Annotated in this window: 16 protein-coding genes and 1 pseudogene; 7 read left to right on the top strand and 10 right to left on the bottom strand. The window is 68.1% G+C overall.

The genetic code is table 11. The features are described 5' to 3' along the window. The first annotated feature begins 524 nt into the window (after nucleotides 1-524). From C457_RS15865 to C457_RS15845, 5 genes and pseudogenes are all read left to right on the top strand, one after another. Nucleotides 525-776 carry a hypothetical protein gene (locus C457_RS15865; RefSeq protein ID WP_008096243.1) on the top strand — a complete coding sequence of 84 codons (252 nt, stop codon included), beginning with the start codon at nucleotides 525-527 and terminating at the stop codon, nucleotides 774-776. Between the two features lie 485 nt (nucleotides 777-1261). After that, nucleotides 1262-1552, top strand: a complete 291-nt coding sequence (locus C457_RS15860) for a hypothetical protein (protein ID WP_008096241.1) — start codon at nucleotides 1262-1264, stop codon at nucleotides 1550-1552. A 172-nt stretch (nucleotides 1553-1724) separates the two neighbouring features. Then, nucleotides 1725-4134: pseudogene (locus C457_RS15855) on the top strand (NADP-dependent malic enzyme). Nucleotides 4135-4363: 229 nt separating this feature from the next. Beyond that, a complete protein-coding gene (locus C457_RS15850) occupies nucleotides 4364-4561 on the top strand; it encodes a hypothetical protein (RefSeq protein ID WP_004976138.1) in 198 nt (65 codons plus the stop codon). Nucleotides 4562-4607: 46 nt separating this feature from the next. Further along, the gene (locus tag C457_RS15845; protein ID WP_008096236.1) at nucleotides 4608-5108 is read left to right on the top strand and encodes a hypothetical protein; all 501 of its coding nucleotides are present in this window, start codon (nucleotides 4608-4610) and stop codon (nucleotides 5106-5108) included. A gap of 60 nt (nucleotides 5109-5168) precedes the next feature. Here the strand turns inward: C457_RS15845 and C457_RS15840 are convergent, their stop codons facing one another. From C457_RS15840 to C457_RS15825, 4 genes are all read right to left on the bottom strand, one after another. Next, nucleotides 5169-6668, bottom strand: a complete 1500-nt coding sequence (locus C457_RS15840) for a PGF-pre-PGF domain-containing protein (protein ID WP_008096235.1) — start codon at nucleotides 6666-6668, stop codon at nucleotides 5169-5171. Then, nucleotides 6665-7870 (bottom strand): hypothetical protein, encoded by a 1206-nt coding sequence (locus C457_RS15835; protein ID WP_008096233.1) that lies wholly within the window; start codon nucleotides 7868-7870, stop codon nucleotides 6665-6667. The genes C457_RS15840 and C457_RS15835 overlap by 4 nt, the downstream gene beginning before the upstream one ends. Nucleotide 7871: 1 nt before the next feature. After that, complete coding sequence (locus C457_RS15830) at nucleotides 7872-12926, bottom strand: PKD domain-containing protein (protein ID WP_449271578.1); 5055 nt, start codon at nucleotides 12924-12926, stop codon at nucleotides 7872-7874. 966 nt (nucleotides 12927-13892) lie between these two features. Then, nucleotides 13893-14687: a helix-turn-helix transcriptional regulator gene (locus tag C457_RS15825; protein WP_004976123.1), complete on the bottom strand. Its 795-nt coding sequence runs from the start codon at nucleotides 14685-14687 to the stop codon at nucleotides 13893-13895. A gap of 181 nt (nucleotides 14688-14868) precedes the next feature. Here C457_RS15825 and C457_RS15820 point away from each other — a divergent pair, with 181 nt between their 5' ends. Beyond that, entirely contained in the window at nucleotides 14869-15768 is a 900-nt protein-coding gene (locus tag C457_RS15820) for a universal stress protein (RefSeq protein ID WP_008096227.1), read from the top strand. Between the two features lie 54 nt (nucleotides 15769-15822). On the opposite strand, the gene C457_RS15815 is transcribed toward C457_RS15820, so the two are convergent. The 5 genes from C457_RS15815 to C457_RS15795 form a co-directional block, all read right to left on the bottom strand. Then, nucleotides 15823-16857, bottom strand: coding sequence for a sodium:calcium antiporter (locus tag C457_RS15815; RefSeq protein ID WP_008096225.1), 1035 nt, complete (start codon nucleotides 16855-16857; stop codon nucleotides 15823-15825). Nucleotides 16858-16975: 118 nt separating this feature from the next. After that, complete coding sequence (gene thiC / locus C457_RS15810) at nucleotides 16976-18424, bottom strand: phosphomethylpyrimidine synthase ThiC (RefSeq protein WP_049913658.1); 1449 nt, start codon at nucleotides 18422-18424, stop codon at nucleotides 16976-16978. A 155-nt stretch (nucleotides 18425-18579) separates the two neighbouring features. Then, nucleotides 18580-19005, bottom strand: a complete 426-nt coding sequence (locus C457_RS15805) for an EamA family transporter (RefSeq protein WP_008096222.1) — start codon at nucleotides 19003-19005, stop codon at nucleotides 18580-18582. A gap of 150 nt (nucleotides 19006-19155) precedes the next feature. Continuing rightward, on the bottom strand, nucleotides 19156-22872 hold the full coding sequence (locus tag C457_RS15800; RefSeq protein WP_049913657.1) for a glycoside hydrolase family 97 catalytic domain-containing protein: 3717 nt from the start codon (nucleotides 22870-22872) through the stop codon (nucleotides 19156-19158). A 152-nt stretch (nucleotides 22873-23024) separates the two neighbouring features. Beyond that, nucleotides 23025-24182: a multicopper oxidase domain-containing protein gene (locus C457_RS15795; protein WP_008096220.1), complete on the bottom strand. Its 1158-nt coding sequence runs from the start codon at nucleotides 24180-24182 to the stop codon at nucleotides 23025-23027. Nucleotides 24183-24436: 254 nt separating this feature from the next. Here C457_RS15795 and C457_RS15790 point away from each other — a divergent pair, with 254 nt between their 5' ends. Next, the gene (locus C457_RS15790; protein ID WP_008096219.1) at nucleotides 24437-24805 is read left to right on the top strand and encodes a winged helix-turn-helix domain-containing protein; all 369 of its coding nucleotides are present in this window, start codon (nucleotides 24437-24439) and stop codon (nucleotides 24803-24805) included. A gap of 3 nt (nucleotides 24806-24808) precedes the next feature. Here the strand turns inward: C457_RS15790 and C457_RS15785 are convergent, their stop codons facing one another. Further along, complete coding sequence (locus C457_RS15785; protein ID WP_008096218.1) at nucleotides 24809-25447, bottom strand: helix-turn-helix domain-containing protein; 639 nt, start codon at nucleotides 25445-25447, stop codon at nucleotides 24809-24811. Nucleotides 25448-25488 lie beyond the last annotated feature (41 nt).

Raw genomic sequence — 25488 nt, 5'->3', positions numbered from 1 at the left:
TGATAGTCTGCCCCCGAGCCCGTGTCGATAAACACCACCTCGAGGACCCCGCTTTCGTTTATCGGTTGTACCTCTGTATCCGGTTGCTGCTGTATCTCCTCTGCCGCACTAACCCCAACCAATGCGACCGAGCAGACGAACAGCGCTGCCCCTAGTGTAATGGCTATCCGTGCTCGCATCGGCCGCAAGTGGTTATTGAAATAGTATAATTGTATGGTTCGTTGGAAACAATTGACTGTCCCGCGCTTTCGACGGACTCCGCGGCTTTCTACTGACCCCTTTCGAGAACCGTTCTCGAGGTCTCTCAGAGCAGAGTCGATTGGTATAATGCCTTTAACATTGTCACACCATCGTGCGACTTGGTAACAATACTTCCCCTCTCCGACTCGTCGACGCTGATGGACACATCACTGTCATTCGGAGAAACAATTATTGGCTGTCACATGGACTTCCAACCGAATGAGTGCCTTCAGTACCCGTGAACGTGCGGATTCGTAGGTGCTGACAAGAACGTTCCATACAATATGGTGGCTACACACTACGAAGTGGGTGAAACAGTACCTGCGGACATCTGCTCGGTCCCCGCCGAGGAAGAAGAGATAACGTTCGCCGTCTCCGTCGACGTCTACGACGGGTACGGGAGCGCCAAGCACGTCTATCCGACAGAGCAAGTCGAACGCATCTGGGACCTGTTCGTCACGAACGCCGAAACCGACGAGGTGGTGGTCGAAGACGAAGTTCGGCTCTACACGATTCCACACGACGCGCTCCGCTGAGTGTGTCGTGGTTGCACGCACGCTCGCCTCCGCATCCTGCTCGACTCGCGTTCGACGACCGAACAGGGGACGAACTATCCGAAAGCTGACTATCGGTCGAACGGTCCAAAACTCGTTGATATACCACCGAAAGGACCAGACAGATTAAAGACATCTACGCGTGACCACGCGACGACGAACGCATCGATTTGCACCGGACTAGCGGGTGTCGGTTCCGAGTGATTCGCGTGTAGATGGCCCGAGCATCGCGCTCGGTGGCCGTGTCCAAAAATCGGTGACTGACCCAGAATTGCGGCACGGCAGGCCGACGACCGGTGAAAACCCCGCGTTAGACGTATCAAATATCCTGTTAGTTCTGTGGGTTGAGTAATAATTATCACGGTGCTCGTTGGACATATGGCTGAAACTTGAGCGGTACGCCTCCGGAGTATGGGTAGGGAGCGGTACTGCTTATAGTACTGAAAAATTGTGTGGGTTGTCAACGCATGACCAAAGAGAGATACGATGCAGGGGAAACCGTACCGTCGAACATCTGTACAATCGCCGACGACGAGGACGGACTGACGTCCGGGGCGACAGTCGAAGTCGACGAGGGAGAGGTTGCGTTCGCCGTGCCGGTCGAAGTCTATCACGGCTACGGGAGCGCGAAGCACATCTATCCGGTCGAGCAGGTCGAAGACGTGTCGGACCTGTTCGCGACGGAGAGCCACTTCGAGGAGGTGTCTATCGCGGAGAGCGTGCAGTTGTACACGATGCCGCACGAGTCGCTCCGCTGACTGCGCGGCGCGCGAGTCGGCCTCCGCGTCGCGACCCGCGTCGCTCGCTCCGCTCGCTCGCCTCCTCGGCGCGAAATCCCGGTTCCGTGTCGCCTGATTCTACATGATTATTTCTACGAACGCCTCTGTCGGAGCGAAGACTCTACCTATCTTACCGTTCCCATCACGAGCAATGACGCTCGAAGACGACGCCCGGGACTACCATCGGCGGCCGCCCGCGGGGAAAGTGGAGATAGCGACGACGAAGCCGACGAACACCCAACGCGACCTGAGTCTGGCGTACTCGCCGGGCGTGGCCGCGCCGTGTCGCGACATTGCCGACGACGAGACGGCGGCCTACGAGTACACGGCGAAGGGCAACCTCGTCGGCGTCGTCTCGAACGGCTCCGCCGTCCTCGGGCTGGGGGACATCGGGNACGGCGAAGGGCAACCTCGTCGGCGTCGTCTCGAACGGCTCCGCCGTCCTCGGGCTGGGGGACATCGGGGCGCAGGCGTCGAAGCCGGTGATGGAGGGCAAGGGCGTGCTGTTCAAGCGCTTCGCCGACATCGACGTGTTCGACGTCGAGTTCGACCACGACGACCCCCAAGCGTTCGTGGAGTCGGTCGCCGCGATGGAGCCGACGTTCGGCGGCATCAACTTGGAGGACATCCGTGCGCCCGAGTGCTTCGAAATCGAGGAATCCCTGCGCGACCGGATGGACATCCCCGTGTTCCACGACGACCAGCACGGCACGGCCATCATCTCCGGCGCGGCGCTCCTCAACGCCGCCGACATCGCGGACAAGGACCTGTCGTCGCTGAACGTCACCTTCTCCGGTGCGGGCGCGGCCGCGACCGCGACGGCGCGGTTCTACGTCTCGCTGGGCATCCCCCACGAGAACATCACGCTGTGCGACATCGACGGCGTTCTCTCGGATTCGCGGGCCGAGGCCGGCGAACTCGACGAGTACGCCGAACCGTTCGCCCGCGGCGTCGACGACGGCGACCTCGAAGACGCAATCGAGGGCGCGGACGTGCTCGTCGGCCTCTCGGTCGGCGGCATCGTGAGCCAGGAGATGGTGCGGTCGATGGCCGACAACCCCATCATCTTCGCGATGGCGAATCCGGACCCCGAAATCGCCTACGAAGACGCGAAAGAGGCCCGCGAGGACACCGTCATCATGGCCACCGGACGGTCGGACTACCCGAATCAGGTGAACAACGTCCTCGGCTTCCCGTTCATCTTCCGCGGCGCGCTCGACGTACGCGCCACCGAAATCAACGAGGAGATGAAGCGCGCGGCCGCCGAGGCGCTGGCGAACCTCGCCCGACAGGACGTGCCCGACGCGGTCGTCAAGGCCTACGGCGACGGGCCGCTGCAGTTCGGCCCCGACTACCTCATCCCCAAGCCGCTCGACCAGCGCGTCCTCTACGAGGTGACGCCCGCCGTCGCCGAGGCGGCCATGGAGAGCGGCGCGGCCCGCCGCGAGCGCGACCTCGACGACTACCGCGAGGAGTTGGAGGCCCGCCTCGGGAAGTCCCGCGAGATGATGCGCGTCGTCCTCAACAAGGCGGCGACGAACCCCAAGCGGGTCGTTCTCGCCGAGGGCGAAGACGAGAAGATGATTCGCGCCGCGAGCCAGTTGGTCGAAGAGGGCATCGCCGAACCCATCCTCGTCGGCCGGACGAAGGAGATTCTCCGCACCGCCGAGGACCTCGGCCTCGATTTCGACCCGACCATCGCCGACCCCGAAAGCGGTCAGTGGAACCACTACGTCGACCACCTCTACGAGCGCCGCCAGCGCAAGGGCCTCACCCGGACGGAGGCTGCCGAACTCGTGCGGAGCGACTCGAACTACTTCGCCAGCGTGATGGTCGCCATGGACGACGCGGATGCGATGCTGACGGGGCTGACTCACCACTATCCCTCGGCGCTCCGCCCGCCGCTGCAGATTATCGGCACGGCCGACGACGCCGACTACGCCGCCGGCGTCTACATGCTGACGTTCCGGAACCGCGTCATCTTCTGCGCCGACGCGACGGTCAACCTCGACCCCGACGAGAACGTGCTCGCCGAGGTGACGAAACACACCGCCGAACTCGCCCGGCGGTTCAACGTCGACCCCCGCGCGGCCCTGCTCTCGTACTCCGACTTCGGGAGCGTCACGAACGAGGGGACGCGCAAGCCCCGCGACGCGGTCGAACAACTGCACGCCGACCCAGACGTGGACTTCCCGGTGGACGGCGAGATGCAGGCCGACACCGCCCTCGTCGAGGAGATGCTGACCGACACCTACGACTTCGCGGAACTCGACAACCCCGCGAACGTCCTCGTGTTCCCGAACCTCGAAGCGGGCAACATCGGCTACAAACTCCTCCAGCGTCTCGGCGGCGCGGAGGCAATCGGCCCGATGCTCGTCGGCATGGACAAGCCGGTCCACGTCCTCCAGCGCGGCGACGAAGTCAAAGACATNGGCGCGGAGGCAATCGGCCCGATGCTCGTCGGCATGGACAAGCCGGTCCACGTCCTCCAGCGCGGCGACGAAGTCAAAGACATCGTCAACCTTGCGGGTGTTGCGGTAGTGGACGCCCAAGAGGAGTAGCGCGCTCCGAGCGGAGCGAGGACTTTTTGGTCCAGATTTTTGCGGAGAGGGTGAGCGGAGCGAACCCGAACCGGAAAAAGGTGGTCGTTCGACCTCGCGGGCGTCGCGGTGGTTGACGCCCAAGAGGAGTAACGCGCTCCGAGCGGCGTCGAGCCACCTCGGCTGGCCGCGACGGTCACCCCGTCGTGTCAGCACGAGAAATTAAATACGTTCAGCCGAGTCAGGGAGTATGGTCGAGTTGGGTACACACACGTCGGCGTCGGAGCGCCGGTTCGCACTCGGGTGGGTCGGGATGGCCATCGTGATGTCGCTCGCGGTGGCGGCCATCGATTTCCTCGAACTGCCGTTGCAGACGGTGTACGTGTTCGCGGCGGGCGTGACGCTTCGGGAGGTCATCGGACTGGCCGTCTGGCTGCTCCGACGCTGACGGCGGGCGGAGAACAGCTATATCGACGTCGTTCGAACGTTCGCGCGTGCCATCACGTCGCCTCGTTCTCGGGTCGTTCGCCTCGCTTTTCGCCGGCTGTAGCGCGTCGCCGTCGCCGCCGACGACGCCCGATTCGCCGACGATGCGAGCGGAGCCGGAGTCGCCGACGGCGACGTCGACCCCTGACCCCTACGAGTCCCATCTCGCCTCGTTCGGACGGTTCCTCGACTCGGAGTCGGTGGCGCTCGCGGAACTGACCGCCGACGAACGGGCGTCTGTCGTCTCGCTCACTTACGAGAGCGACGCGCGCAGCACGGACCGCCTCAGCAACGAAATCGGAACCGTCGCCGGCGGGTTCTTCAGGGAGGTCGCCGCGGGGTGGACCGCGTCGCGGCTCGAAGCGACCATCGTCGCGGCCGCCGCCGACTCGGGCGCGGTCGTCGCCCGCTGGCGCGCCGAGTCCGCGTGGTTCGACGCCTACGACCGCGGCGACATCAGCGCGGACGAGCTATCGCTCCGAGTACTGCAGACTCTCGAACGAGCGTAAACCGAGAACGCGGGTCGACGAGACCGCGCGCCTGCGAGTCGCTGCTCGCGACGCCCGCACCTACGTCCGTCGCCGAGCGAGTGCGACGAGCGCCGCCAACGCCGCCGCGAGCGCCGCGGTCACCGCACCGAAGCCGGGAGTACTGGTCCCGGTCGTCGCCGGTTCCGACTCGGTCGTCGCGGTCGGCGTCGGCGTCGACTCGGCGTCGACCCGGAGCGTTCCGGCCGAGACGCCGCCCACCGCGACGTCGTAGCGCCCGACGGCGTCGGCTGCGACGACGAACTCGACGGTCCGCGTCTCGCCGGGGGCGAGGTCGAGTGTCCGCGACTCGCTGACCGCGCCGTCGACCGTCAGGTCGACTGTCGTCTCGCCGCGGGTCTGGCCGGTGTTTTCGACCGTCGCGGTCACGGTGACCGAGTCGCCGACCACCACCAAGGACGGCAGGGAGCCGGTCGTCACCGCGAAGGCCGCCCCGGCGGGCGCGGGGGCGAGCGCGAACACCGAGAGGCCGGGCGAGACGGCGGTGAATCGGACCTCGTCGCCGGTCTCGCCGGCGACGCTCGTCGAGAGCGCCCGCCACTCGCCGTCGCTGTAGCGGTAGAGCCGGAGGTCGGCCGCGTCGAGGCCGCGGTCCGTCAGCGTCGCCTTCGAGACGGAGACGGTGAAGTTCACGCCGGAGATGGTGCTGTCGTCCACGTCGTGGGCCACGTCGAGGTACGAAAGCGGCCCCCCGTCGAGCGCCGGTGTCCCGTCCGGCACGGAATCGAGCGCCCGCACCGTGAGTTTCGCGTCCGACTTCGCGCCGAGCGTGAGCGAGAGGCCGTCGACCCGGACGCCGCCGCGCTCGACGCCGGAGAGGTCGACCTCGACCGGCGCGCCGGGCTTCGCGTTTCGGATGTCGACCGCGAGGCCGCCGTTACTGGCCGACGTGCGAACCGACGTCCGCGCGCCGCCGGAGTTGGAACCGCCCGACGAGCCGCCGGTGTCGTCGTCGCTCTCGCCGCCCGGGTCGTCCGGGCTGTCCGTCGTGTCGCCGCCGTCGGTCTCGCCGCCGTCGGAGCCGCCGGTCACCTCGACGGACGCGTCGGCCGTCGTGCGCGTAATCGCCGACCCGTCCGCGTCGGCGAGGGTGTCGACCTCGACGCCGAGCGTCGCGTCGCCGGCCGACTCGCCCGTCACGTCGAGCGCCGCGAGCGCGACGTCGCCGGTCGGGCCGGACCGGGCGTCGGTGTAGCCGACGATTCTGAGGACGCCCGATTCGGGCGCGGCCGTCTCGACCGCGAAGTCGCTGTCGGCGACGCGCACCGAGACGACCGAGGGGTCGTAGGTGACGTTGACTGCGAACGCGCCGACGCCCGCGCCGGCGGGAACGTCCGCGGCCCGCAGGGTCGCCGTCGCCGTCTCCTCCAGGCCGACCGAATCGACGCCCGCGACGGAGACGGTCGCCGAAGACGCCGCGCCGGCCGCGGAGACCGCGGCGAACGGTGCGACGCCCGCGAGGACGACCGCGCAGACGACCGCCGCGACGACGACACGCCGCGCGAACGCGGGGCGGCTCATCGCGCACCTCCGTAGTCGGCGGTGCGGTTGCCGGCGTCGTACTGGGCGACGAGCATCGCGTCGACTGCCGTCACCTCGCCGTCGCCGTCCACGTCGCCGTAGGGGTCGCCGTCGTCGACCGCGGCGACCGCGGCCGCGATATCCGCGGCGTCGCCGTCGTCGACGGTCCCGTCGCGGGTCGCGTCGCCGACCGGGAAGCCGACGAACTCGATGGCCACGTCGAGCAGGCCGGGCGAGTCGAGGGCGACGGTCGTGGTTCCACCATTGCGGCCGGGCGTGGCCTGCTGGCCGTCCACGGTGGCCGTCACGTCGTGGTAGCCCGACGGGAAGGCAGCGGGGTCGGCGACGCCGACGACCGCCCGGCCGTCGGGCACGTCCGCGAGGAACGCGACTTCGAACCGCGCGCGGGCGGTGGCGTTGCCGGCCTCGGTGACGGCGCTCTCGGCGCTGCCGTTCGCGACGGCCGACTGTGCGTCGGTGGCGACGACGACCGCGGGGTCGTCCAGCGAGCCGTGGCGGTAGGTCACGTTGGTCTCGCCGCCGGCGGCGACCGAGACGTTCAGCGCCGGGTAGGTCGCGCCACCGACGCTGACGGAGACGGTGTGGTCGCCCGCGGTCACGTCGTCGCGGACGGTGGCCCCCGCGCGGTCGGTGCCGTCGACGGTGACGGTCGCGCCCGACGCCGGGTCGCCCGCCTCGTCGAGCACGTCCACGGAGAGCGCGCCGGTGGCGACAGCGGTCACGGTCGTCTGCGCGCGGACGTTGTTCGACTCGTTGTACAGGGGGCGCACGTCAGCCCGAACGGTGCGCTCGCCCGCCGACTCGACGGTGACGGTGAAGACGTAGGTCCGCGACTCGCCCGCCGGGACGTTCCGGCCGTAGACGAACAGCGAGTCCCCGCTCGTAATCGTGCTGTTCTGGACGGCCCACGTCCGGGTTCCGTCGGTCGATTTCACCACTGGATTCGGGTCCGCCGGGGCCGACAGCCCGGCTTCGAGGGGGACCTCGACGATGGGGCTGAACAGGTCCGTGCCGCTCGCCGTGTTGTCGACGGTCACTTCGAGTCGGTTGTCGCCGACGTGGAAGTCGGCCGGCGCGTCGATTGAGACGCCGTAGCCGGCCGCGGCCGCGGTGGGCGCGGAGACGCCGGCGACGACGACCGCGACGAGCAGGAGTCCCGTCACGGCGCGTGCGACGGACATCTCAGGCACCTCCCTCGTTCGCGGCGTACTCGTCGCGGGCGACGAGTTGGTCGTTTTCGAGACCGACGACGAGCACGCCCGTCCCGGTCGTATCGACCTGCACGGTTATCGGCCCGTCGGCGTTGTCCCGGAGCGTCTGGAGTTCGCTCTCGGTGAGTTCGACCGAGTCGAGCGCGTCGGTCGAGTCCACGTCGATGGTCTTCGTCACGAGCGCCGGGGTCGACTCCGTGCCGAAGGTGACGGTCACGTCGTGGGTCGGGTTCGAGCCGCCCTGTCCGAGCGTCAACAGCGTGTTGATTGCGAGGGCGGTCGCGCGGGTGTAGCCCCACGACCCGCGGTCGTCGTAGACGGTGACGAGGTAGGTCTGGCCGGCCTGCACGGAGGCGTTCGTGTTCTCCAGTCCCGTCGCGTTGAGCGCCATGAGCGCGTACGCGGTCGTCTCGGAGGAGGTGCCGACGTCGCTCCACGAGGCGGAGCGGCGTTGTGACCACGCCCCGCTGTCGGCTTGGTTGTCGAGCAGCCACGCCCGGCCGTCGTCGATGGCCGTCCGGACGGGAGCCGTCTCGACGCCCGAGGCTTCGAGGCCCCAGACGGCGAGCGCGGTGGACATCGTGTTCGGGGTGGAACCGTCGCCCCACGCGCCGTCGGCGCGCTGGGCGGTCACGAGGTAGCTCGCGGCGTCGCCCCGGAGTTGGTCTGCGGTCGCTGCGGCGGTCGCGTTGTACGGGCCGGCCTGGTCGAGGGCGACGAGGGTGAACCCGGTCATGGCGGCGTCATCGTCGAAGTAGAACTTGTCGTTGCGGATGCGGCCGTCGGCGGCCTGTTCGTCCGCGAGCCACGCGACGGTCGCGTTAGCGTCTATCCGGTCGAGGTCGGCGCGGACCGGCGCGCGAGCGCTCTGCACGGGGTCGTTTCCGACCGCGCTCGTGCCGAACAGCGCGTAGGCCGTGTAGAACACGTCGCCGTCGGGGTCGTTGCCGTACATGCTCCACGAACCGTTCTCGTGTTGCGCGTCCTGTCCGGTCGTCAGACGGGCGACGCCCGCGTCCACGCTGGCGTTGATTTGGCCGGTGTCGTATCCGCCGGGTGCGGGGTTGCGCCGGTAGTACTGGCCGGTGTACAGCGCCCCGAGCATCGGCGAGGTCGTCTGCTCGACGCAGGCGTGGGGGTACTCCACGAGGTAGTCGAGCCCGGCGAGCGTCCGCCCGTCGGTCCCGAGGTGCGTGGAGATGGTCACCCCGTGTTCGTAGGTCGTCTCGTTGCGGAGGGTGAGCGTCGCGGAGTCGCTCCCCGTGCCGGTGAAGTTCACCGCCGCCGTGTCGACCACGCGGGTCTTCGGGCGCTCGACGGTGAGGCGTTCGGTCGCCGTCTCGTTCTCACCGCGGGCGCTGAGGTTCAGTTCGAGGTCGTAGGTCGCGTCGCGGTTCGCGGTGGCGACCACGGTCCACTCGAAGTACGTTCGGTCGTCGGTGTCGTACTTGGTCGCGGTCTCGCCGGGCGCAAATTCGAGGCCCGCCGGGAGCGACAGGTTCGCGGTCACGTTGCTCTCGTAGTTGCTGTAGCCGCGGCCGTAGACGGTGACGTTCCGGCCGACCTGCACCGGGTCGGCGGCGGACAGCCGTCCGCGGAGTTCGTACGGCTGGCTCGTCGTCACGTCGCGGTCGGCGTTGCCGCGCGGGGCGTCGGGGTCCGCGACGGAGGCGACGAGCGTGTGCCGCCCGGTCGCGAACGTGTGATTCCGCGTGAAGACGGCCGTCTCGCGTGGGTCGAGCGCCGGCACGGCGAGCGTCTCGTTCGACGACCCGTCGCCGAAGTCGAGCTCGGCGGTGCGGGCGTCGCTCGGGGCGTTCCCGTAGTTCCTGACGTAGACACGCGTCTCGGCGGCCTCGGTCGGGATGACCCGCCACGGCGCGTTGACGGTGAGTCGGAGGTCGGCGTAGCTGACCTCGGTCGTCGCCGTGGTTCGATTGTCGGTCTCGTCGCCCTCGGCGACCGCGCCGTCGGGGTCCGAGACGGCGACGAGTTCCACGTCCGGATACGCCGAACTCAGGTTGCCGCGGAGCCAGTCGGTGAGGTCGACTGTCACCGTCTCGTTCGCGCCGGCGGCGACGGTGCCGACGGCGCGAGTGTACGTCGTCGAGGCGTCGTCGTAGTAGCCGACGCGGGACCGCGCGACCAGTCGCACGTCGACGTCGGTCGCCTCGGCGGTGCCGTCGTTGACGACGGTGACGTTCGCGGTCACGCGGTCATTGCCGAGCGTCTGGGCGGGTTCGACCGAGATGCGCGGTTCGAGGTCGGGCGCGGCCGAGGCGTTCACGACGAGCGTCGTCGCGTTGCTGTTCCCGGACGCGTCGGTCGCGGTGACAGTGACGGTGTGTGCGCCCGCCGTCGCCAACGAGAGGTTCGTCCGGTTCGCGGCCGTCGTCATCGACTGCCCCTCGTCGGTCTCGAAGGTGTAGTTCGCGACGCGGTGGTTGTCGGTCGCGCTCGCGACGACGCTGAAGTTCCCGCCGGTCCTGACTGGCGACGGCGCGCTCGCCGAGACCGTCGGCGGCACGCGGTCGACCACCGGAACGGTCGTCGAAAGCGTCACCAGCGTCTGTTCGGTCGTCCCGTCCAGCACCTCGACCGAGACGGGCGCGTCCCCGAGCGCCGCGTAGGTGTGGTTCGTCCGGTTCGCGCTCGTGAAGACGGTCTCGCCGTCACCGAACGACCAACCGTAGCGAACGTCCGTCACGGACGCCGGGAGCGAGCGGTTGGTGACGGCGAAGGAGACGTTCGTCACGTTCACGTCGGCCGGCGTCGGGGCGACGCGGAGGTCCGCAGAGCCGATGTCGCGGACGGTCACGGCCGTCGTCGCGGTGTAGAGTTTGCGGTCGTAGCTGTCGAAGCCGGAGACGCGGGCCGTGTACGTTCCGGTCCGGTCGTACGCGTGCGAGACGTTCCGCGCCGTCGTCTCGGCGGTCGCGCCGTCGCCGAACGACCAGCGGTAGGTCTCGACGCTGTCGGCGTCGCCCGAGACGGTCGTCTCGAAGGNAGATGTGTATAAGAGACAGGACGCGAGCGGTTCCACGTCGCCGAGTGCGACGAGCGAGCGGTTGATGTCCGACGACGACCCGGTCTGGACGTAGAGCCAGCCGTCGCCGCCGACGACCGCGCTCGCGACGGTGGTGTCGAAGCCGGGGGCGTCAAGCGAGTCGTTCCACACCGGCGCGCCCGTCTGCAGGTCGAGCGCGTGGACGGTGCCGTCGAACTCGGCGACGTAGACCGTGTCGCCGAGGACGGCCGGCGCGCCGAGGACGGCGCTGTCGGTGTCGTAGCTCCACGCGCGCGAGCCGTTCGTGGCGACCGCGACGACGCCCTTCTCGTCGTCGTAGAAGCCGCCGCGGGTGTCGACAACGATGCCGTCGGCGACGGCGGGCGACGAGCGGCTCTCGGTCTCGCCGGCGGCCACGGACCACAGTTGCGCGCCCGTGTCGGCGTCGAAGGCGACGAGCGAGCCGTACGTCGAGACGTAGAGGACGCCGTCCGAGACGGTGGGTGCCGCGCCGCGGTGGTTCGAGAGGCTCCGGTTCCACTGCTCGGTGCCCGTGTCGGCGTCGAAGGCGTAGAGGTGCGAGCCGAAGCCGGTGAAGCGCGAGCCGTCCCACCCCTGCGTCACGTAGACGGTGCCGTTCGCCACCGCGGGCACGGCCTGCGCGTCACCGGTCGTTTCGAGTTCGGTCAGGTTCTTCCGCCAGCGGAGCGAGTGCGACCCCCGGTCGATGGCGTAGAGCGCGTCTTCGGCCTCCGAGACGACGTAGACCGCGTCGCTCGTCACCGTGGGCGCGGAGAGCCACTCGCCGTCGGTGAACAGACCGTCGCTGTCGGCCGGCACCGACACCGACCAGCGTTCGGAGCCGTCGGCCGCGTCGAACACGGTGAGCGTGTCGCGCTCGTTGTTCGCGGCGTCGTTGTGACTGCTCACGAACACCGAGTCGCCCTCGACGGTCGGGGGCGCGGTCACCTCGTCGGGGTAGGCGCTGGCGGACCACAGCGTCGAGCCGTTCGCGGCGTCGTAGGCGACGATTCCGTAGCCGCTGGCGACGAACACCCGCCCGTCAGCGAACGTCGGCGGCCGCGAGTAGAGCGTGGACGTGGTCTCGTTCCAGCGGACCTCGACGGGTCCCGCCGGGCCGACGCCGGCGACGTTCGCGCCGGTGTTGGCGTCGTCGTAGCCGAACTGCGGCCAGCCGTCGGTCGGCGCGGCGAACTCCTCGGCGGCGACGTCGACCGCCGCAGACGCCGTGAACAGCGGCGTTCCGTTCGCGTTCGTCACGGTCACGGCGGCGTCGTAGGTACCGGGGTCGGCGTAGGCGTGGCTGGTCTCGTTGGCCGCGGTCGTCGCGTCGGCGGTCCCGTCGCCGTCGAAGTCCCACCGGTACTCGCCGACCGACTGGCCGGCCGCGAGCGAGACGTTCCGTACCGCGAACGCGACAGATTCGCCCTCGGTGAGGCTGTCGGGCGTGGCGACGAGCGTGCCGTTTCCGGCGGCCGTCACGTCGAGTCGGAGCGTGTCTTCGACCAGGAGCGCCTCCGTGCTGTTGTCGCGGACCCGCACGGTCGCGTTGTACGCGCCCGGCTCGGCGTAGGTGTGATTCGCCGTCGCGTTCGGGTGTCTCGTGTACGTGCGGTCGCCGTCGCCGAACGTCCACGTGTAGAAGTCGCCGTCGCCGACGCCGGAGACGTTCACGAGGGCGAACCGAACCGTATCGAGATTGGCGCGGGCGGGCGTCGGTGCGGCGGTGAGCGTGCCGTCTCCGGCCGTCACCGCGTCGAGCGTGAGCGACTCCTCGAAGAGGAACTGCTCGCTCCCGCTCCGCGCCGTGACGGCGACGGTGTGCGGGCCGGGGGCGGAGAACCCGGGGAGGACGAGGCTCGCGTTCGGATGCGTCGTGTACCCCGCGTAAGAGCCGTCGACCGTCCACGTGTAGAACGAGGGCGTCTCGCCCGTGATGTTCGACAGCGAGACGTTGACAGGCTCGCCGAGCGCCGGGGCCGTCTCGTTCGCCGTCATCGTCGCGCCCGGCTGTTCGGCCGATTCGAGCGTCACCGTCACCGTCTCGTCGCCCGTCACGTCGAGCCGTGTCGTGTAGACGCGCTGGACGTAGCCGCTCGACGACGAGACGGGCTCGCCTTCGAGTCCGCCGTCGTAGCTGAGTTGTCTCGGCGGGGCGACGGCGACGGTCACGTTGCCCGTGAGTTCGATTCCGGCCGTCCCGTTCGAGAGGTGGACGTCGCCGTCGGCCTCGGTGAGGAACCACTCGCCGAACTGCGAGGTGTTCACCGTCGCGCCGTTCGCGTTCGTGTGCTGGAAGGCCACGGCCGCCCCCGAGACGGGCGCGCCGGTCTCGTTGACGACCGAGAGGTTCACCACGTGCGCACCCGGAAGCGCCGCGTTCCCGAGGTCGGCGGTCGCGCCGGGCGACGCCCGCTGAAGCGCGAACACGTCGGGCGACCCGTCTCGGGGGAACGCGCCGGGAGCGCCGGGTTGCGACCCGTTGGCCGCGAGGTAACTCACGTCGTACGTGGCGTTCGATTGGAGGCCCGTGAGGTTGTACGCCCCCTGCGCCGAGAGTTCGTCGTAGCTCGGTTCACTTCCGTCGGTCGCGGCGAAGACGACGTCGCTTGCGGCGGGCGCGCCCGTCGCGCGGTCGACCGACCCCGCGAGCGACTGCCCGGCGGCCGCCCCCGAGAGCGCGACGAACGGACTCGCCAGCGAGACGAGGACGATAATCGTGAGCGATGCTGCCCCTACCTGGTGTCGATAACGTGTTGTCATGCCCCCCCTTCGTCTCTCCGAAACCCGCGATAGCCACGAAATCCGGAACGATATCGTGTGTCATCATGGCGAGGCTATAATTCTGTGTTACTGGCCATACAGCGGTGTTTCAGGGCCTGAAACGACGTTTCGAACCGCGAATCGTGGGCCGCCGAGCCGCGCCGCTGTCGGCTGTTCGACCGCGGCGGCGAGTCCGTCGCCTCAGAGGAACGCGTCGCGTTCGGCCGGCGTCGATTCGGTGCGATACCGCGTGTACGTCGAGTGGGCCCAGTCGACCACGGCGTCGGCCTCGGCGTCCAACACCGCGCGCGGGCGGCCGTGGTCGTCGACGACGCCCATGCCGACGCGGTCGGCGTCGAGAATCGAGAGGACGTACGGCACGCGCTCGTAGCGGTACAGAGAGACGTTGGGGGCGTCGAAGAGGTCGGCCAACTGCCCCGCGGTCTTCTCGCTTCGCGCCATCGCCTCGTAGGCCCCGTCGGTCATGATGACTTCGACGTCGACGTCGTCGTTCCGGCGGCGATGAACCGTCGCCAACACGTCGGGCGAGGCGGCGTGCGTCAGGATGCGAATTCGGTCGGCCGACTCGACGTGCGACACCGCGAGCCGAAGTGGGGCCTGGGGGTCGCTCGGCGTCGGCGTCACGACGGTCGCCGACGCGAGCGCGCCGAGACGGAAGCCGGGGTCGTCCAGCGGGAGCCACTGCAAGAGGTCGGCCTCCGCGAACGTCGTCGCCGCCTCGACGGTCGAGACGGCGGTCTGGAGCTGTTCGACCACGACCACACCGAGCGGCGTAATCTCGTAGTGTTCGCCCGTTTTCGAAACCCACTCCCGCTCGGTGAGCGACTTCATCACCCGCCAGGCTGTCGACCGTGACGTGTCGAGCGTCGCCTGCAACTCGCTCGCGGTCGCCGGTCCCTCGTCGAGCGCCCGGAGCGCCGCTAACCGGTTCGGTGAGGTGATGAGACTCCGAAGTTCGTCCACGACCCCGTCCATGGTAGACGATACGACACCGCCGTAATAGTGGTTCCCCTCTGCGTGGGTGCGAAACCACACGCGAACGAGGCTGTGTGCCGCGGAATCGCCGCCACCGCGTCAGTCGCGAACCCCGCGCCTCGTTCCCACCGCGAGCGAACGCACCTCAGCGGTTATGTGGACTCGTTGAGAACATCGAACTATGTTCGACCGACTCCTCTTTCCGACGGACGGGAGCGACGGCGCGGACGCCGTCCTCGACCACGTCGTCGACATCGCCGCCGCCCACGACGCGACCCTCCACCTGCTGCACGTCGCCCCGCCGGAGCCCGAGCGACGCCCGAACCTGCGCGACGAGGGTGAGAGCGAGGGAGACGAACCCGACGAGCGCCGCCGAACCGACGGCGAGCGCTTCGTGAGCGACGCCGCGGCCCGCGCGTCCCAGTCCGACGCGGCGGTCGTGACGAGCATCGAGCGCGGCGAGCCGTATCGGGTCATCACCGAGTACGCCGCCGAACAGGACAGTGACCTCGTCGCCATGCCGACTCACGGGCGGACGGGGCTGAGCCGCCTGCTCCTCGGGAGCACCACGGAACGCGTCGTCCGACGGTCCGACGTGCCCGTGCTCACCGTCCGGCCGGACGCGGCGACCGACCTCGCGTACCCCTACGCCGACGTGCTGACGCCCACCGACGGGAGCGCCTGCGCGACCGCGGCGGTCACGTTCGGCAGCGAGGTGGCGGCGGCGACCGACGCCGCGCTCCACGCGGTCTCGGTCGTCAACGTCGCCGCCTTCGGCGCGGACATCCGCGGGCCGCTCCTCATCGACGAACTCGAAGAGCGGGCGAGCGACGCGGTCGAACAGGCGGGCGACGTGGCGGCCGCCGCGGGCGTCGAGACGGTCAGGGAGTCCGTCGGCCGCGACGTGTCGATTCACCACGGTATCCTCGCGTACATCGACGAACACGATGTGGACATCGTGGTGATGGGAACCCACGGCCACACGGGCTTCGACCGCTACATGCTCGGGAGCGTCGCAGAGAAACTGGTCCGAACCTCGCCGGTGCCGGTGGTGACGGTCAGAGAGCCGCGAAACGAGTAGGGAGAGCCGTCGGGCGTCGGCCCGCGGTCGGCGGACGCCGGTCGCTTTCGCCCGTCAGTTCCGAAGCAGGCTCGTGACGCCCGCGGTCTCGGCGATGATCCACCCGACGAAGACGAGATACGCCGCGCCGAGCGCGTAGCACTCCAGCCGCGAGAGCGACAGGTCCGTCCGGAGCAGGCCGAACAGCAGGACGGTCGCCAGCGTCAGTACGCCCAGCATGGGGACGGCGACGGCGAAGTCGACCGGGACGCTCCCGACGATGAGGACGCCCACGGGGATGGCGACGAGCAGGTCGAACGTGTTCGACCCGAGGACGTTGCCGAGGCTCGTCGCGCTGTTGCCGTCGGCGGCCGAGCGGACGCTGACGAGCGTGTCGGGGAGGCTCGTCGCGGCGGCGACCACGGTGACCCCCGCGAGGAACGTCGGGACGCCGAAGGTCCCGCTGAGCGACTCGACGCTCCCGACCAGTTGCTCGACGCCGACGAGGATGACGAGGAGGCCGCCGAGGAGGCGCGCCCACTCGCGACCGATGCCGTCGGCGACGCCCGCGTTCTCGGCTTCGTACTCCGAGACGTCCTGCCACTGGATGAACAGGTAGAGGCCGTAGAGGAGCAGGGGGATGAGCGCCACCGGGCGGGTGAGCTGTCCGGTCAGCGCCGGGCCGTCGGGGACGGGGAAGTAGATAACCGCCAGCGAGAACGTGACGACGAGCGTGGCGACGGCGACCATGTAGAACTGCGCTTCCTTGTAGACGACCAGCCGGCTCGTTTCGAGGTCGCCGTCGGTGGCGAGCCCCGATAGCGCCGGAATCACGAGGATGTTGAAGATGGCCGAGCCGACGATTGCACCGACGCCCATGTCGAAGACGCCCGCGGTGGCGGCGATGGCGACGCTGGCGAACTCGGGAAAGCTCGACCCGAGAGCGACGATGATGGAGCCCTGGACGACCGCGGGGAGGCCGTAGTACGCCGCGAGGTGGTCGGCGGACTCTTCGAGCCAGCCGCTGCCGACCCAGATGAGGCCGGTCGTCAGGAGAATCACGACGACGTTCGCGAGCGGCGACGACGGGACGAGACTGCCGAGGACCATTGGTACTCCCTTTCAGCGACGCGGAAAAAGAACCCACCGACACGGGTGGTCGGCGGTGGGTACCCAGTCGGTCGGTGGTTCGCGGACTCGGTCGATGGCCCGCGGACTCAGACGGTCGTCAGTCGTCGCCGTGGGCCGATTCGGGCGTGAACGTGACGCCGCCGATTTCGATTTCGTCGGGGACGCGGTCGGTGTCGTGCGCGCCGACCGGAGGGAGGTTCGCGTCGGCCGCGAGCGACGCGTCGAGGTCGGTCGCGGACGCGATTGTCTCCATCTCGCCGTCGGCCTCGCGCGCGTCCTGGTCGATGCGCATCGAACAGAACTCGACGCCGCACATCGAGCAGAAGCGCGCCTCTTTGTAGTTGTCGCCGGGGAGCGTCTGGTCGTGGTACGACCGCGCCCGCTCGGGGTCGAGCGCGAGGTCGAACTGCCGCGCCCAGTCGAACTCGTAGCGGGCCTCCGAGAGCGCGTCGTCCCAGTCGCGCGCGCCGGGGAGGTCGGTCGCCACGTCGGCCGCGTGGGCGGCGATTCGGTAGGCTGCGATCCCCTCGCGCACGTCCTCGCGGTCGGGAAGCCCGAGGTGTTCTTTCGGCGTGACGTAACACAGCATCGCCGCGCCGGCGCGGCCCGCCTCGGTCGCGCCGATGGCGCTCGTGATGTGGTCGTAGCCCGGAGCCACGTCGGTGACGAGCGGGCCGAGGACGTAGAACGGCGCGCCGTCGCAGACCTCCTGTTGACGTTCGACGTTTTCTGCGATGTGGTCCATCGGAACGTGGCCGGGTCCCTCGACCATCACCTGCACGCCGTAGTCCCACGCGGTCCGCGTGAGTTCGCCCAGCGTGTCGAGTTCGGCGAACTGCGCGTCGTCGCCGGCGTCGGCCAGACAGCCGGGTCGGAGGCCGTCGCCGAGCGAGAACGTCACATCGTGTTCGGCGAAGATGTCGCAGATGTCCTCGAACGCGACGTACAGGGGGTTCTGCTCGCCGTTTTCCTCCATCCACTGAGCGAGGATGGAGCCGCCGCGGGAGACGATGCCCGTCTTCCGGCCGTCGGTCAGGGGGAGGTGTTCCATCAGCACGCCCGCGTGAATCGTCATGTAATCGACGCCCTGTTCGGCCTGTTTCTCGATGATTTCGAGGAGCAGGTCGCGGGTGATGTCTTCGGGGCTGTCGACGCGCTTGACCGCCTCGTAGATGGGGACGGTGCCGATTGGGACCGGCGAGTACGCGACGTTCGCCTCCCGAATCTCGTCGAGGTTCGACCCCGTCGAGAGGTCCATTACCGTGTCCGCGCCGTAGTGGACCGCGGTGTGGAGCTTCTCCAACTCCTCGGTGAGGTCGCTCGTCGTCTCGCTGTTGCCGATGTTCGCGTTGACCTTCGTGGCGAACTCGCGGCCGATGACCATCGGGTCGAGCGAGTCGTGGTTGCGGTTCGCGGGGATGACCGCCTGCCCCTCGGCGACCTGCGTTCTGACGAACTCGGGGTCGCGGTTCTCGCGCTCGGCGACGCGTTCCATCGCGGGGGTGACGCGTCCTGCTCGGGCGTGCTGGAGTTGCGTTGACGCCATTAATTACCTAGTGATACAACTGACTAATAACTGTTGTGACAGTCGCGGCCAGCGGAAGATAGTCGTCGGAAAATGGCGGCTTACGCCGAGTTCAGCACGGCGACAGAACCCTCACGAGTATTGTCTGGAGCGGCGTGACACAGACGGTGTTCAATCTATCGGGTGACCAAGACGATTCCGAGAACTGCGAACGCGATACCCGTGACTTTCGTCACTGTGAGGTTCTCTCCGAGAACGACGATGCCGATGACGGCCGCGACGACGAAGTACATGGCACCGAGCGTCGAGACAACTGTCGTCGACCCGTGGGTGAACCCGATATACATCGAAATGAGGCCGGTTCCAGTAAACAACCCGGCCACGCCAGCGAGGAGACCTCCCCTTGCAGTAACCGCGAGCGATGCGTCCGAAACGATGATGAAGCCGAATGCGAGGAGTGCCGCTACGAGATACGAGATAGCCGCGGCAGTCCTCGGGTCCATGGACTCCGACGCGGCGTTGCCTAAGATTATCCAAATCCCCCACGTCACCATCGTAATCAGGCCGAACAACACAGCCGAGTCCATCTCAGCGAATTCCATCTGTAACGCCTCGCGTCGGCATTCAAAAGAAACCGGACCTCGATTATGACTGGTGTATATACGGGGCGGACAGAGATACCTGTAGAACGCGATGCGGTGACTCGTCGTTCAGGAAAAACTCGGGCGATTGTGGTGGGCCGACGCGTCGACCTACTCCAGCGAGACGAACGGAATCGTCGCGCGCTGTCCGGCGGCGTAGTCGAGGACAGAGGACTGCGCCCGCCCGTCGGGTGTGACGAGGTCGGCGAGGAGCGGCGCGGTATCGACTGCACCCGCCTTCGCGCCGCCGAAGACGTACTCACCGGCCGACTCCGCGACGGGACGAAGCGACCCCCGGTCTTCGGACTGGACCGCGGCGACGACTTCGAGGTCGGCGGCGTCGACGCCGTCGAAGGCGGCCCGGTCGAGCGTCAGCGTGACGGTGTTCGCGTCGGCATCGACCGCCTCGCCGAGCGTGACCGTGCTCCCCTCGTCGTCGGTGAGGGTCGCGCCGGTGGCGTCGACGGCGCCCTTCGTGAAACCGCTGATTTCGAGGCGGTAGTGCCACGGGTCGGCGAACGTCACATTCGCCCCGAGGTCGTCGAGGCTCTCGTCTGTCCCACCCTGTTTCTCGGGGTCGCGCACCCACAGGAGGAACAACTGCGGTGAGAAGCCGCGACTGCTCCCGAAGGCGTTGTAGAGGTTCTCGACCTCGAAACTGAACTGGTACCGACTCGGCGTCTGTTCGACCGTGACCGACCGGAGGTCGAACGCGCCGTCCTCGAAGGCCGCGTTCGTCGGATAGACGTACCCGCCGGGGCCGTGGTCGTCTCCCGCCGGGTCGGCGAGGTCGGCGACCGTCTCGGGCGGCTTCACCGTCACCGTTTCGTCGGCCAGCGTCTCACCGTCGGCCGTCAGGACGGCGACCTCGTACTCGCCGGGCGTCTCGATGGCGTACGAGAGTTCGTCTCGCGCGTCGGTCGTCCCCGGTTCGAACCGCACGTTCGAGGGCGCGGCGAGGTCGCCGTCGACGACGAGGCGGATGGTCGTCCCGCCGATGTAGTCTCCCTCGTTCGACCCCGTCGCGGTCACGAACGACTCGCCGACGAACGGGTCGTCGCGCACCTCGATATCCACTTCCTGTTCGGGCCGTCGGTACCTCGGCAGTCGCGCGAGGTCGTCGTTCGTGGCCGGTCGGAGTCGCATCGCGGTTCCGCCGGTCTCGACCATCGACGCGAGGACGGTCGTGTCCGCGGTGACGATTGCCTCGTCGACGCGGACGGCGTCGAGGTTCGAGTCGTACGCCGCGTCGATGCCGTCGGAGTAGAGTTCGAGGACGTACGCTCCCTTGGTGTGGCCGCGGCCGTTCGACCCGCCGTGACCCGCGCCGTGGTCGTTCTTGTTGTGTCCCTTGCGTTCGCCCGGCGCGTCGTCGAGGAAGTCCAACGGAACGTCCAGCGCGCGGCCGTTCTCGTCGGTCATCGCGCCGACGAACCACTCGTCTTCGTGCCTTCGCGCGACCACCGAGTACGAGCCGATTTCGGCGTCGACGACGCGGGTGTCGCTCCACGGCCCGGCCGGGACCGACTCGATGAAGTCGAAGGCGTCGACGGTCGGCCCGAGCGTCGGGTCAGTCGCCGGTTCGGGCATCGGCGCACCGGTCTGCGTGACGGCGACAGAATCGAGGTTGAACCCGCCCGTGTCGCCATCGGCGAGGCGCACCGCTAGCTCGTTGTCGCCCGCCGACAGCGACACCGGCGTCGAAACCGCGTTCCAGTCGTCCCAGTAGTCGGTCGGCGGGAGCGTCACTTGACCCTGTTCGGCCCCGTCGACCAGGACCGTGGCCGTCCGCGGCGTGCCTTCGGGGACGGCGTTGTTCTCCCCGTCGCTGGCGTACCGGAGGTGCAACTCGTACGTGACGTCCTCGGTGACGCTCTCGACGGTCCACGAGAGCCCCGCGCCGGCGTCGACGGTATTGGGGTCGACCGGGACGTACCGGCCGCCCTGCGCGCCCGCCCACCGCGCGGCAGTCGAAACGCCATCCAGCTCCGCGTTCTCGGCCTGTGCCACGTCGCCGACGCCGACCGTGGCGTCCCGGTCGGCGAGGTACGAACTCGGGAGGTCGGCGACCATCTGGAGGCCACTGAAGTAGGTCGGATACATCGCGAGCTGTTTGGCTCGCGTCGTCTCGATGCCGCCGGACCCGGAGTCGGAGTCGAAGATACCGGGCGTGTACTCGACGGGGCCGCCGAGCATCCGGGTGAAGGGGAACGTCACGTGGTGTTCGGGGTCGACGTAGCCGAAGGCGTCGTACTCCTGTCCGAGGACGCCCTCGCGGGTCATGACGTTGGGGAAGGTCCGCCGCTCGCCGGTCGGTTTGAGCGGCTCGTGGACTTCGAGCATCTGGCGGTGTTTGGCCGCTTCGCGGTAGACCAACCGGTGGTGGTTCACGAGCGGTTGGCAGTGGTGGTTGTACGTCTCCCCGTCGATGGTAACGCCGCTGTCCGCGACGTACCCCGTCTTTATCGAGTTGATGCCGAGGTCGTCGTAGAAGGCGAACGGACTCGACTCGCCCGTGAGTTGCGACTCGTAGTTCGAGACGTTGCCGGCGGTCTCGTTGTGGGCGGTCATCGCGACCGGCGGGTCGAGACTGCGGCCGTACGCGGTCACCGCCTCGATGTCGAAATCGGGGTAGGACTCGTCGAAGTCCATCGCGCTGCCGTCGCCGGGATAGGTGCGCCAGCCCTCGTTCCATCCCTCCACGAGGACGCTCGGAACGTCGTGCTCGCTGGCGAAGTCCATGTACCGCTTCATGCGCTTCGTCTGCGCGCCGTGGTTCCCGGTCTGTGGGCCGCGGTACTGCCAGTCGGCGCGCCCAGTTATCATGAGCCACCAGACGCCCAGGAACTTCTGCGGTTCTATCCAGTCGGTCCCCTGGGGGAAGTCCGCGGGGTCGTGCGGCTCGTTGAGGTTCACGACGAGCGTCGATTCGACGAGGTCGCCGGGGCTGGACCCGACCTGCACCGTCCGCCACGGCGTCGCGTGCGGCGCGCTCGCGGTCACTTTCGTCCCGTCGGGACGCGGTGCGAGCGTCGAGCGGAAGGTCGTGGACCCGGCCGAGACGGGTTCGACCGCCATCGCCGCGTAATCGACGAGGCTCGCCTCGTGGACGCTCAGATAGCAGTCGTCGTCGGCTCGCATCGTCATCGGGGTGTGTGCGCCGCCGAACGAACTCTCGTCGCCGATTTCGCTCAGCGGGGTCCGCTCGTGGACGTACTCGTAGCTGTTGAAGTCGTTTTCGACCCACCAGGCGGTGAAGTCGTCGGCGAACGCGAACTCCGTTCGCTCGCTCGTGACGACGAAGTCGCCGAAGCCGGACGACTCGGGGAAGACGTAGCGGAGGCCGACGCCGTCGTCGAAGACGCGAATCGCGAGCGTGACGGTTCGCTCCGGTTCGGCCGTCTCGACGAGACCGATACGGAGTTCGTTGTAGTGCTCGCGAACCTCGTCGTACTGTCCCCAGACGGGCGTCCAGCGCTCGTCGACCGTCGCCCGCTCGGTGCCGGCGACGGCGAGGTCGGTCCCGAACGCCGGTTGGTCTGCGAACTCGAACCCGAGTCCCGACGGTTCGACGACCCGGCGGCCCTCGTACGAGACCGCGTAGGTCGGCGTCCCGGTCGAGACATCGACGCGGACGACGAGCGACCCATCGGGTGACGAAACCGTCTGAACGGGCCCGTCGTCGTTGTTCGAGACGGTGGCAGCGACATCGTCGGGAACGTCGAGCGTGTACGACGTCGCCGCGGCCAACGACGTGAGGCCACCGAGGAACTGTCTCCTACTGAACTCCGACTCGTCTGAGCTTGTATGAGATTGTTCATCAAACATTCTGGAAAAATTGTTATTCTATAACGAATAAAAATCTTATTGCCGCCTCGATAGTTGACACGATGGGGCGGCTCGGCCACGGCCGGTCGCGCAGAATCAGTCGCCGAAACGCCGTCAAAAGCGCGCGTGAACGCCGTTACCGACTCGTCACCTCACCCCTCATAGCCGGCGTACTCCATCAGTTTCGCGAAGATGTCGGTGTCCATCGCCTCCTTGTAGACGACGCCGCCCAGCATGCCGCCGGGGTAGAAGCCCCCGTTCATGACGTGGTTGACCTTGTGGCAGTGCATGAGGTAGATGCCGGGTTGGGCGTCCGCCGTGAACTCGATAGTGTGGCGCTCCGCGGGCGCGATGTTCGTCACGTCCATGTCGTGGCGGGCGGCCTCGGGGACAACGCCGCCGTCCTTTTCGACGACTTGGAAGCGGTGGTTGTGGATGTGCATCGGGTGGCTCATGTAGCCCGCGTTGACGTAGTGAATGCGGACGGTGTCGTCCTGCTCGACGATGATGGGCGAGCCGTCTTCGGGGTGGAGCGTCCGCGGCGCGCTCTTGCCGTTGACGGTGAACACGTCCGGCTTCCGGTTCCGGGGGTCGTAGGCCACGTTCTCGCCGGCCATCTGCCGGGGAAGCCGCGAGTCCCAGTCGCGGACGGTCATGAAGTACTCCCTGTCGGCCGGTTCGTACCCCTTCGGGTCGACGCGGAGGATGCCGTACATCCCCATCTCGATGTGCCGGTGGGTCTGGTAGTGACAGTGGTAGAGGTGCGTCCCGGGGACGTTCGCCGGGATGGTGTAGGTGTGTTTCTCGCCGGGGTCGACGCGGATGCCCGTCGTCGTCGGCACGCCGTCGTCCTTCCAGGCCTTGCGCACGCCGTGGAAGTGGACCGTGTGCGGGCGCATCCCGTCGGTGTTGTCCAGCGTGACCTCCATGTCGTTGCCCTCGGTCGTCCGGAGAATCGGCCCGGGGACGCTCGGCGCGCCATCGTCGGCGCTGAACGCCCACACCTGCGGGAGTTCGACCGGCCCGCCCATCGTCTCGAGGGGATGGGCCGCGTGGCGCGCCGGCGCGCTCTTGAGGGTGACCTTCCCGCCCTGTTCGTCCACCTGCACGACCTCCGGCGGGCTGGTGTACGGCAGCGCCGACTCGCTCGTCTGGGAGACGGTCGTCTCGTCTGCGCCGACGGCGGCGTTGCCATCGCCGTTCGTGGGCGCGGCGCACCCCGCGAGGCCGAGCGCTCCGACGCTCCCCGTTGCAGCGAGGAATTCACGACGCGACACCGTCGAACCGGGTGCACCGACGTAGTTGCTCATTACAGTCGGTCGTTGGCCCGGGGGAGTGGAATACCGCCTCGCCGGTTCCCGTTCCACAGGAGCCTTCCGAACATGTTCGGCGCGGTCGATACGTACCGGGCGGGGGAACAGTCGAGTCGGGCGTGCCAGTGCGAATCGACGGCCATCGGTTCGACCGACTCGACGCTGGTGCCCACACCTTTCATACGACTCGGTGGCGTATCGGAACCCGAACCGACGGCGCGCGCCGCGCCGAGCAACCCAAGCCTACGCAGATGTCGACGAATCCACTCTCAGACGCGCTCGAACCGGACTTCGAGACGGTGTTCGACGCCCTCACCAGCACGCAGTGTCGCGCCGTCCTCAAGCGACTCGACGGGCCGATGACCGCCTCGGACATCGCCGCCGCGTGCGACCTCCCGCGCTCGACGGTGTACCGAAAGCTCGAACAGATGGTGGAGGCGGGGCTGTTGGAGAAACGCGACCGCGGCCGCGAGGCCGCTCGCTACGCGCTCGGCTTCGAGGAGGTGGTCGTCACGCGCGAACCGGGCGACCTCTCGATTTCGGTGTCGTCGCCGTCGCGGTCGGCCTCAGACCAGCTCTCGACGCTGTGGTCGGCCGTCAGCGACCAGACCGACGACTGAGGGTTAGATCGTCGCGTCGTCCCGCGCGAGAAACGCCTTCATGACTTTCCCTTCCGCCCGGTGGAGCTTCTCGCTCGTCGTCGACTTCGCCAGCCCGACGGCCTCGGCGAGCCCGGTGAGCGTGCACGTCCGCGGCGTGTCGTAGTAGCCCTCGGCGACCGCCGTCTCGAGGAGGGCGTACTGGTCGTCAGTGAGCAGCGATTCCGTGTCTATCGACTGGTGGATAGAGACGAGGTCGAACGGGATACCGAACTGGGTGAGCTGTTCGCCCAGCTCCGAGAGGTTCTCGCGCGGCGCGGTCACCTCGACGGTCACCTCGCCGTCGACGATGGTGATAGGCAGTTCCAGCGGGATGCCCACCTCGCTGAGCGTGAGAATCAACAGCGGCTCGGTCGTCTCGAACTGCACCAGCGCGCGCTCCGGCTGCGCTTCGAGAATCGTCACCGAGACGACCGACTCGTACTCGTCGATGGTGGTGACGACCGGCTCGATGTCGGCCGCCCGTATCTCGACGAGGCCGACGCCCGTCTCGTCGGCCGGCATCGCCGCGAGGACGGTGAACTCGGCGTCCGGATAGCGGCCCGAGAGGTCGGAAACCCAGACCTCCTCGGGGAGCGTGATGGAGAGTGTTGCCCGGGGCATCGGTAGTGAAACGAAGTCGTCCCCGCCGCACAAAGATAGTT

Origin of the sequence: Haloferax prahovense DSM 18310 (genome assembly GCF_000336815.1) — an archaeon.
In the GTDB taxonomy this organism is placed as follows: domain Archaea; phylum Halobacteriota; class Halobacteria; order Halobacteriales; family Haloferacaceae; genus Haloferax; species Haloferax prahovense.
The sequence above is the reverse complement of the archived record's forward strand: the minus strand, read 5'-3'. Positions and strand labels throughout refer to the sequence as shown.

Bases quoted from the DNA above. Each gene is read 5' to 3' on its own strand.
- C457_RS15825 (WP_004976123.1), bottom strand. From the start codon at position 14,687: ATGGACGGGGTCGTGGACGAACTTCGGAGTCTCATCACCTCACCGAAC.
- C457_RS15785 (WP_008096218.1), bottom strand. From the start codon at position 25,447: ATGCCCCGGGCAACACTCTCCATCACGCTCCCCGAGGAGGTCTGGGTT.
- C457_RS15815 (WP_008096225.1), bottom strand. From the start codon at position 16,857: ATGGTCCTCGGCAGTCTCGTCCCGTCGTCGCCGCTCGCGAACGTCGTC.
- C457_RS15865 (WP_008096243.1), top strand. From the start codon at position 525: ATGGTGGCTACACACTACGAAGTGGGTGAAACAGTACCTGCGGACATC.
- C457_RS15790 (WP_008096219.1), top strand. From the start codon at position 24,437: ATGTCGACGAATCCACTCTCAGACGCGCTCGAACCGGACTTCGAGACG.
- C457_RS15820 (WP_008096227.1), top strand. From the start codon at position 14,869: ATGTTCGACCGACTCCTCTTTCCGACGGACGGGAGCGACGGCGCGGAC.
- C457_RS15800 (WP_049913657.1), bottom strand. From the start codon at position 22,872: ATGTTTGATGAACAATCTCATACAAGCTCAGACGAGTCGGAGTTCAGT.
- thiC (WP_049913658.1), bottom strand. From the start codon at position 18,424: ATGGCGTCAACGCAACTCCAGCACGCCCGAGCAGGACGCGTCACCCCC.
- C457_RS15795 (WP_008096220.1), bottom strand. From the start codon at position 24,182: ATGAGCAACTACGTCGGTGCACCCGGTTCGACGGTGTCGCGTCGTGAA.
- C457_RS15860 (WP_008096241.1), top strand. From the start codon at position 1,262: ATGACCAAAGAGAGATACGATGCAGGGGAAACCGTACCGTCGAACATC.
- C457_RS15850 (WP_004976138.1), top strand. From the start codon at position 4,364: ATGGTCGAGTTGGGTACACACACGTCGGCGTCGGAGCGCCGGTTCGCA.
- C457_RS15835 (WP_008096233.1), bottom strand. From the start codon at position 7,870: ATGTCCGTCGCACGCGCCGTGACGGGACTCCTGCTCGTCGCGGTCGTC.
- C457_RS15805 (WP_008096222.1), bottom strand. From the start codon at position 19,005: ATGGAATTCGCTGAGATGGACTCGGCTGTGTTGTTCGGCCTGATTACG.
- C457_RS15840 (WP_008096235.1), bottom strand. From the start codon at position 6,668: ATGAGCCGCCCCGCGTTCGCGCGGCGTGTCGTCGTCGCGGCGGTCGTC.